General features: G+C 64.9%; 6 protein-coding genes and 2 pseudogenes. 3 read left to right on the forward strand and 5 right to left on the reverse strand.

Going from position 1 to position 8,074, the window contains the following annotated elements:
- Positions 1-486 (forward strand): annotated as a pseudogene (locus tag ACESNG_RS09920) (serine hydrolase); the annotation flags it as partial.
- Positions 487-719: 233 nt separating this feature from the next.
- Here ACESNG_RS09920 and ACESNG_RS09925 read toward each other — a convergent pair.
- Entirely contained in the window at positions 720-3,029 is a 2,310-nt protein-coding gene (locus ACESNG_RS09925) for a DUF5916 domain-containing protein (protein WP_373058461.1), read from the reverse strand.
- A gap of 114 nt (positions 3,030-3,143) precedes the next feature.
- On the opposite strand from ACESNG_RS09925, the gene ACESNG_RS09930 reads away from it, so the two are divergent.
- A complete protein-coding gene (locus ACESNG_RS09930; RefSeq protein ID WP_373068792.1) occupies positions 3,144-4,421 on the forward strand; it encodes an alpha-hydroxy acid oxidase in 1,278 nt (425 codons plus the stop codon).
- Positions 4,422-4,434: 13 nt separating this feature from the next.
- Here ACESNG_RS09930 and ACESNG_RS09935 read toward each other — a convergent pair whose 3' ends face one another.
- Positions 4,435-5,427: a hypothetical protein gene (locus ACESNG_RS09935; protein WP_373058465.1), complete on the reverse strand. Its 993-nt coding sequence runs from the start codon at positions 5,425-5,427 to the stop codon at positions 4,435-4,437.
- A gap of 67 nt (positions 5,428-5,494) precedes the next feature.
- Between ACESNG_RS09935 and ACESNG_RS09940 the strand changes: the two genes are divergently transcribed.
- Entirely contained in the window at positions 5,495-6,253 is a 759-nt protein-coding gene (locus tag ACESNG_RS09940; protein WP_373058467.1) for a DUF4159 domain-containing protein, read from the forward strand.
- On the opposite strand, the gene ACESNG_RS09945 is transcribed toward ACESNG_RS09940, so the two are convergent.
- The 3 genes and pseudogenes from ACESNG_RS09945 to ACESNG_RS09955 form a co-directional block, all read right to left on the reverse strand.
- Positions 6,250-7,185: a serine/threonine-protein kinase gene (locus ACESNG_RS09945; RefSeq protein WP_373058469.1), complete on the reverse strand. Its 936-nt coding sequence runs from the start codon at positions 7,183-7,185 to the stop codon at positions 6,250-6,252. The genes ACESNG_RS09940 and ACESNG_RS09945 overlap by 4 nt on opposite strands.
- Before the next feature lie 157 nt (positions 7,186-7,342).
- Positions 7,343-7,858, reverse strand: a complete 516-nt coding sequence (locus ACESNG_RS09950) for a DUF4440 domain-containing protein (RefSeq protein WP_373058471.1) — start codon at positions 7,856-7,858, stop codon at positions 7,343-7,345.
- Positions 7,859-7,881: 23 nt separating this feature from the next.
- Positions 7,882-8,074 (reverse strand): annotated as a pseudogene (locus ACESNG_RS09955) (antibiotic biosynthesis monooxygenase); the annotation flags it as partial.

The following is an 8,074-nucleotide window of genomic DNA, read 5'->3' on the forward strand; positions in this document are numbered from 1 at the left end:
CTGTTCACGCCGATCGGTATGCGAACAGCGCGATGGGTTCCGAATATCGATACCGGAGAGCTGGGGCTCGTGTTGAGTTGTTCTGCGCGCGACATGGTACGCTTCGGGCACTTGATCCTCAATCGTGGACGATGGAACGGCCAAGCCATTCTGGGCGACGAGAGCTACTTCATGGCAGCACTCAAGACCGCCGCGCCGAACAATCCCAGTTACGGCTACCTCTGGTGGCTCAACGGCAAGGGCTCATACCGCATCCCGGGGCCATATCTGTTGCCCGCAGTGCCAAGTGCACTGATTCCAAGCGCGCCCAGCGACCTGATCGCCGCGCTGGGCAAGGGCGACAAGAAGATCTACGTGATCCCGTCACTCGACCTCGTCATCGCACGCCACGGCGAGGAAGCCGACGTGGCCAGCGGCAATCCGCGGGCGTTGAGCGCGTTCGACGAACAGTGGTGGCAACGGCTCCGGTTAGCGTTTCCAAAGTAGATCGCTCGGCCTTTCGCGGCGAACAACACGAGCATCGCAACAGCCGGAACACGGATGGCACCGATCAACGGAAACAACACGGATAAGCAACAGACTTGATGGCCATGACGCATGACCGTCCGTAGCCACTCCGCTTATCTGTGGCCGTTTCCGTGCAATCCGTAGTTTCCGTGTTCCAGCGGTTGGCGATCTATCCGCAGCACCCGGCCTCGGTCGGCATACGAGGCAAACCGTCAGCCGCCCGTGCCGAACTGGCGCGTGAACTTCATGAACACCGAGCGCTGCTGCGGTGCGCCGAGGTCGAAGAAGCCCGTCGCAGCTCGGCCGTCGTTGAGCACGATGAACAAGCCCGTGCCGGCGGTGTTGAGCCAGCCGAAGCGCACGTTGGCGGAGAAGATCTGCTGCTGGTTGTTGTACTGCGTGAGCGTCTGCACGAACACCCGCGGCGAGAAGAAGTAATTCAAACGCACTGCTTGCAGTGACCGGATGAAATTGCCCTCCGGCAGACGCACGTCGTTGTAATCCGCGGTGTACGAACCGGAGAACGTGGCGCCACGGCGCAGCGTGACCGTGCCGCTGCCGCCGCTGCGGCGGCCCGTCCAGAACTGGCCCACGTCGAATCGCCCCGTGACGAACAGGTTCTCACTCGGGTCGGTGGTGTAATCCCAGCCCAAGGTGCCCCAGTCGTACTGACCGGCCGGAAGCACCACGCCGGGCGCGATCGTGAACGGCGCCTGCAGCCCCTCGTGCGAGATGTTGTACTCGGGGCCGAACCTCGTGCTGTTCGCCAACTCGATCTCGGTGAGATCGATGTGCCAGTACCCCGACTGATAGAAACCATCGCTGATCCCGTACGCACTGCGATAGCTCGCGTGCGGATTCCACTGACGGAACCACGCCCACTCCGGCTTGCGGACGAGACGCATGAAGGAGACGTCGTATGCGCGATACCCCCCGGGGCGACTCATGAAGCCCACTTCCGGATTGAAGTCCTCGCCGATTTGCGCGATGCGCGCGTTGTGATTCCAGACATTCGTCTGATACGCGATCCGTGTGCTGAAGGCATTGGCATCGCCGTCGAGATCACGCGTCGTCGTGCGTGCGGCCCACAAGTCACTCGTCCAGCGCTGGCCGAGTCCAATGCGACTGTCCACCGCGAACGTACGGTTCACGTCACCACCGTCGTCCGTCGCCATCCGCTGCACCGCCATCGCGCCGATCCGTGAGCGCGCCGACAGTTCGCGTGTGGCGCGTCCCACCGTGAACGACTGTCCCGGATTCAGCGCATCGGGAGAGTCCGTGATCATCTGCAGCAGACCGATCGTCGTGCCACCCACGCGTCCCGACAAGCGACCGCCGCCCAGGATCGGCTGCGGTGTGCCATTGTCGGAGATACCGATGCGACGCGTGAAGAACAGGTCGACGGCCTGCGGCGTGCCGGCCGAGAACACACCGGCGTTCTCGAGGAAGAACGGACGCTTCTCCGGGAAGAAGATCGGGAAACGTGTGAGATTCACGCGTTGATCGTCGACTTCCACCTGCGCGAAGTCGGTATTGACCGTGAGGTCGAGCGTAAGCGCCGGCGTTACGCCGTACTTGATCTCGCCGCCAAACTCCGTGGGACGTTTGCTGTCCTGCTTGATGCCGCTCGTCCAGCGCTCCTGCGACGACGCGAGCACGTACGGCGTGACCGTGCGAATGCGACGCACTGGCAGGGTGAGATTGGCCAGAGTGCCGGCAATAGACAGGCGATAGAGGTTGAACTGCCGCGGGATGAAGGCCCAGTACAACTCTTCGTTCTTGCGACGGATGTTGCGCGACACATTCATGCCCCACGTCTGCTCAGCGCTCCCCGACTGATAGCGCAACGTCGAGAAGGGGATACGGAATTCCGCCGTCCAGCCGAGTGAGTCGACCGTGGTGGCCACCGTCCAGCTGGCGTCCCAGTTCACGTTGAAGCCACCCATACCGCCCGCCTGCATCCGATTCTGGCCGGCCACCGATGCCCCACCGCCTTCGCCTTCGCGAATCACCTGGCCATCGTACTCCACGCCGGCCGGCGTCGTCGCGAACACGAAGCCGTTCTGGTGATCGTGATACGTGTCGAACACGAATGCGATGTGGTCGCTGTTCGCGAGCTGCACGTCGCGGATCTTCTCGCCCGGCACGATCAGCTGCGGCTCGCGGTCGTACATGCGCGCGCCGATGTAGAGATTCACGCCGTCGGTGGCCACACGCACGTCGGTACGCTCGGAGGCGGGCACGCCTTCGTTGAGCTCGCGTTGCACGAAATCGCGGATGGGGGTGCCTTGCGACCACATCGCCTCATCGAGCTTACCGTCGATGGTCGGCGCCGTGGTCACCCGCAGCGTGCTGAATGACGGGCGCGGGCGCGCGCGCGCCGCCCGGGCGAACGAATCCGCCACGGCGGCATCGAGACGCGGTACGGCCGTCTGGGCATGGGCCGCCGAGCCGGCGGTGAGCAGCGCGGTGGAGATCAGCGCCGTGGCGGCGAACAGCGCCGGTATCGAGGAGCGGAGCACTGTGCTCCGAAGCGCGGACAGGAAAGACAAAGGGAGGGGAGCTGCGGGTGGGAAGGGCGAGTGCGGTCAATCTATGACGCTGGACAACGGCGAGCGATGAGTGCCTCTTGGGGTATGTCCATCGACCCCTCTCGCCGTCATTTCCTTACGTTCCTGGCCGGCAGTCCGTTGCTGGCCGCCGCCGGTCTCGATGAATCGGTGTTCACCCGGTTGCTGCACGCCAGCGACGGTCCGCGAACCCGCCTCGACGACAGCGCGCTGCAGCTCGCGCAACAGATCCGCACGGCCGGTGAGGCGCTCAATGTCTTCGACTTCGAGCCGGTCGCCAAGCAGAACATTCCCGTGGCCCATTGGGGCTACCTCGCCACCGGCACCGACGACGACGCCACCATTCAGGCTAACCGTCAGGGCTTCGACCGCTGGGCCATGCGACCGCGCCGCCTCATCGACGTGAGCCGTCTGGATACCAGCGTGTCATGGTTCGGCACGCGCTATCCCACGCCCATCGTGATCAACCCGGTGGGTAGCCAAAAGGCGTTCCATCCGCTTGGCGAGATCGCGGTGGCCCGCGCGGCCAAGGCGAAGGATCATCTCATGGTGCTCTCCACCGTGGCCACCACGTCCATCGAAGACGCTATCGAGGCGCGCGGCGGACCGGTGTGGTTTCAGCTGTATCACCAGCAGGACTGGGCGATCACACGGCAGATGGTGAAGCGCATGGAGAAGGCGGGCGCGCCGGCCATCGTGTTCACCGTCGATCTGTTGGGCGGCAGCAACCGCGAAACGATGATCCGCGAAGCGCGGAACGACACGCGCACCTGCACCGCCTGTCATCTGGGCGGCGCGCCGCTGCCGGGCGTGAGCGGACGCGTGGACGATCGCGACAATCGACGCAAACCCAATCTCGTGGGCTACGAAAAGGTCACACCGATCCCTGAAGTCGGCACGCCGACGTGGGAGTTCGTCGACCGCCTCAAGCAATCCACGAACATGAAGGTGCTGATCAAGGGCATCGTGACGAGCGAAGACGCCGACCTCGCGGTGAAGCACGGCGTGGACGGCCTGTTCGTATCCAACCATGGCGGCCGCGCCGAAAACTCGCATCGGGCAACCATTACCTCACTGCCCGACGTCCTGCTCGGCACCCAAAAACGCATCCCGGTGATCTGCGACGGCGGATTCCGGCGCGGCACCGACGTGTTCAAGGCGATGGCGCTCGGGGCCACGTCGGTCGGGATCGGCCGCCCCTACATCTGGGGCCTCGGTGCCTTCGGACAGGAAGGCGTGGAAGCGGTGCTCGGCCTGCTGCGCAAGGAGTTCGAAGTCGCGATGAAGCAAAGCGGCACTGCGTCGCTATCTGCGATTACCGCGAAGCACATCACGCCGGCGTAGGCGGACGGGGGAGCTACCGACGCAACTCCGCGAACGCAGCGTACTGATCGGTTGCGACAAAATCGACGCCGCTCGCGATCGCGGCCCGCCATCGCGCCGACGCGGCGGCGCGTGATCCGAAGTTGTATGACGCGGTAAAGCCACGATCCTCACTGGGCGCGAATCCGTCAAGCGTGTAAAAGCGAATCCAGAAGTCCCGCGCGTGCGCTCGACGCACGAACGCCTGCAGTCGCGCGGCGTCGGCGGGCACCCACGCGCCGGCGGTGCTCTGCCCACCAGCCTCGATCACGCTCCACGGAAAGTTCACCCAACGCGCGAAGTTGTCGGCGTGTGCGTCGATGTGCTGAGCGCTCGTCATCCGCATGGCGCGACGCGCGCGTAACGCTTTCGTCTCCCCGGCCACTGGCACCGGTCGCATGGCGCCGAAGGTGCGTAGCTTCGCACCGACCGGTATGTCGTCGTGAAAGCGCCGCCGCTGCGCCGTGTCCGAACCGGCCAGTACCAACAGCGGTCCCGGCACCAGTGGCTCCGCGTGCACGGGCGTGTTGGTACGCGTGGCCGTAGTCAGCCACGATTCGTACCTCCCCAACATCGCCCAGACCGCATCGAGATGCGCTGGCGTATTGTCCTTGAAGTCGAGATTGAGCGTGATCAGCGGCCACGTGTCGCGCCGGTTATCGGCCAGCGCACGCTCCATTATGGGGCGTATGCGGGCAAAGAAGTAGGCGTCGAGCGTGGGCGCCCCCTCGAGCGCATCATCGTCGTGCGCGACGACAGATTGCGGTGCCTCCCCGCTCGCCACCCGCCAATGCAGGTCCTGCTCGATGGCAATCGGCAGGCCGGTGGCCAGCGCTTCATCGATCCGCGTGCTCCACTGGCCCCGCTCAGGGTACGCATTGTGCGCGTCGAGCAGCACACGGGCGCCGGGAGCGAAGCCATCACCCGAGCGCCCCACAGCGAACGAGAGCGCCAGCAGGGCCGAGTATCGGAGGAGCGTGCGTGACATGCTCGGGATCAGGTAGACGAGGAGACGTACCGGGCGCAATTTACCCTTCTCCCTTGGCCACGACAGCGTGCATCCAGTTCCACGGTTCCGACGGTCGCTCCGACTCGCGTGCTGCACGCTCGCTCTGCTGCTCGTCGCCGCACCGATCGCGTGGTCGCAGCGCCAGCGTTTCATGGTCGAGCCGAACGCCCCGTACGACGGGCGCTTCACGTTCGTGCGGCTACGCTACACACAGGGCTATCGCATGGCGTGGAGTGCGGACTATCCGCAGATGGAGCGCAATTTCATGACGATCCTGGGCGATCTCTCCACGCTGCGACTGCACAAGAAGGCCAGCAACGTGCATGTGCTCGACGACCCGGCGCTCAATCACTATCCGATCGCGTATCTCACCGAGCCGGGCTACTGGTATCCCACGCAGGAGGAAGCCGAAGCGCTCCGTCGCTGGATTCAGAAGGGCGGCTTCCTGATCGTCGACGACTTCTACTTCGACCGGCAGTGGGAGGTGTTCGAGAAAGCGATGATGGCGGTGCTACCCAACGCGCGCATCGTGTCGATGAACGTGTCGCATCCGATCTTCAATTCCTTCTTTCACATCAAGACGTTGGAAGGGATGACGCACCCCGCCACGCCGTTGGCGAAGGCCGAGTACCTGGGCATTTTCGAGGACAACGATCCCGCCAAGCGGCTGCAGGTGATCATCAACTACAACAACGACATCGGCGACTACATGGAGTGGTCAGGGGAAGGCTGGTACCCCGTGAACTTCTCCAACGATGCGTACAAGTTCGCGACCAACTACGTGGTGTACGGGCTTACGCACTAGCGTGAGAGTGTAGCGCGGAGAATCACCGCGGCCGCTACGAGAAGCACGACCACGGCGCCGACGACGACATACCGACGCGGCGAGCCCGACTCGGCGCGCGTTGTCTCGTGCACGGTGGCCACCTCCCCCGACGCCAGCTCCGCAAGCCGTTCCCGTGCTTCGAGCAGCGACGGCCACCGGAGGGCGGAATCCTTGGCCAGCATGCGGGCGATCAAGGCGTCGATAGCTGGCGTGAGCTCCGGCGCCACGGCCCGTAGCGACGGCGCCGGCTTGTCCATGTGTCCCCGAACCACTTCGGCCGGCGTACCGGGAAAGGGCAGCCGCCCGGTGAACACTTCGAACGCCATCACGCCGAAGGCGTACTGGTCGGCGGCAGCCGTCACACGCTCGCCCGCGCGTTGTGTGGGGCTCATGTAGTCCCATGAGCCGAGGACGAGGCCCGCCCTCGTCGGCATGGCGTCGTCGCGGCGTGCGATGCCGAAGTCCGACACGTATGCGTTACCCTGGTCGTCCTCGAGCACGTTGGACGGCTTCACGTCGCGATGTACCACGCCGCGATCATGCGTGTGCTGTAGCCCCGCCGCCACCTGCGACAGCATGCGTGCCGCCTGCGCTGGTGGCGGCGCGCCCTTTTCGGCCAGCACGGTGTCGAGATTGCTGCCGTCCACGAATTGCATCACGATGGCATGCGCATCACCACGACTACGCACGCCGTACACGGTCACAATGTGTGGATGCTGCAAAGCCGCCACCGTGCGCGCCTCACGCAGAAACCGCTCGACCACGTCAACGTGTATCGACACATGCGGGAGTAGTAATTTCACCGCGACCTGTCGCCCCAGCGCCGAGTCGTGTGCCAGAAAGACGGCGGCCATACCACCGCGACCCAACTCGCGATCGATCCGCAACTCGTCGTCGAACAGCGCCCGCAATCGTTCGCGCAGCTCGTCGGAGCTCGTCGGAGCTCACGCGGATCTTGTTCGCCACTACGGAGTCCGTCGTGCGTCGCCGCCGGCTGGATGACCCCGGAACAAAGGAATCGGCACGACGGCCAGCAGCAGGGTCCGCGCAAAACGTTTCATGCCTGATTTATGGCACGGCCACGAGCGAACAACCAGCCCCCGCGCAGGTGAGCGCCACGAACACCTCGGCGCGGATCAGCCAACGACCATCGCGCTTCACCCATTGCGCCGAGAATCGACCACCGATGATGACCGGCCCATTGCCTGTCCCCTCCCGCCCTTCCCACACGCCGGATTCGAAGGCGAGCGGCCACTGCGTGCTCACCTCGACATCGGTCGGGGTGCGCCGATACACAACGCGCGGCGCTGTCGACGCTGCTGCTGGCGCGGCTCCGGAGGGTGGCTCGAACGCGGCGCGGGCCGCCGCGCGTCCGGATACTGGCGAGCCGAGCGCGCGTCGCACGGTGATGTCGTCGGTCCAGAACGACATGACGACGTCGAGATCCCCGGCGGCGATCGCCTCGTTCTGGGCACCGCGCGCCACCCGAACGGCTAAGGCGTCGGCTGTCTGCGCCGCGAGGTCACCCACACCGATTACCGACATGCATACACCCAGCAGCATCGCGGCCACGGAAGATGACAACGCGGATAACATAGCACGCGGCGTCAGCGGTGAAATCCGGCGGCCTGCCCCATGTACGTGGGGTGGAGCGCCGAGAGCGCGCCCTGCACGGCGGTGTCGGGCGAACCGTACACGGTGAAACGCGTGGGCGTGAGCAGTGACATGAACCGCTCGGCGAATCGCGCTCCAAAAGTCTGGACGTGCGCCAGTACCGCCGCCGAGTCGGCGTAGCGCTCA

This window comes from Gemmatimonas sp. (assembly GCF_041689975.1).
Classification (GTDB): Bacteria; Gemmatimonadota; Gemmatimonadetes; order Gemmatimonadales; family Gemmatimonadaceae; genus Gemmatimonas.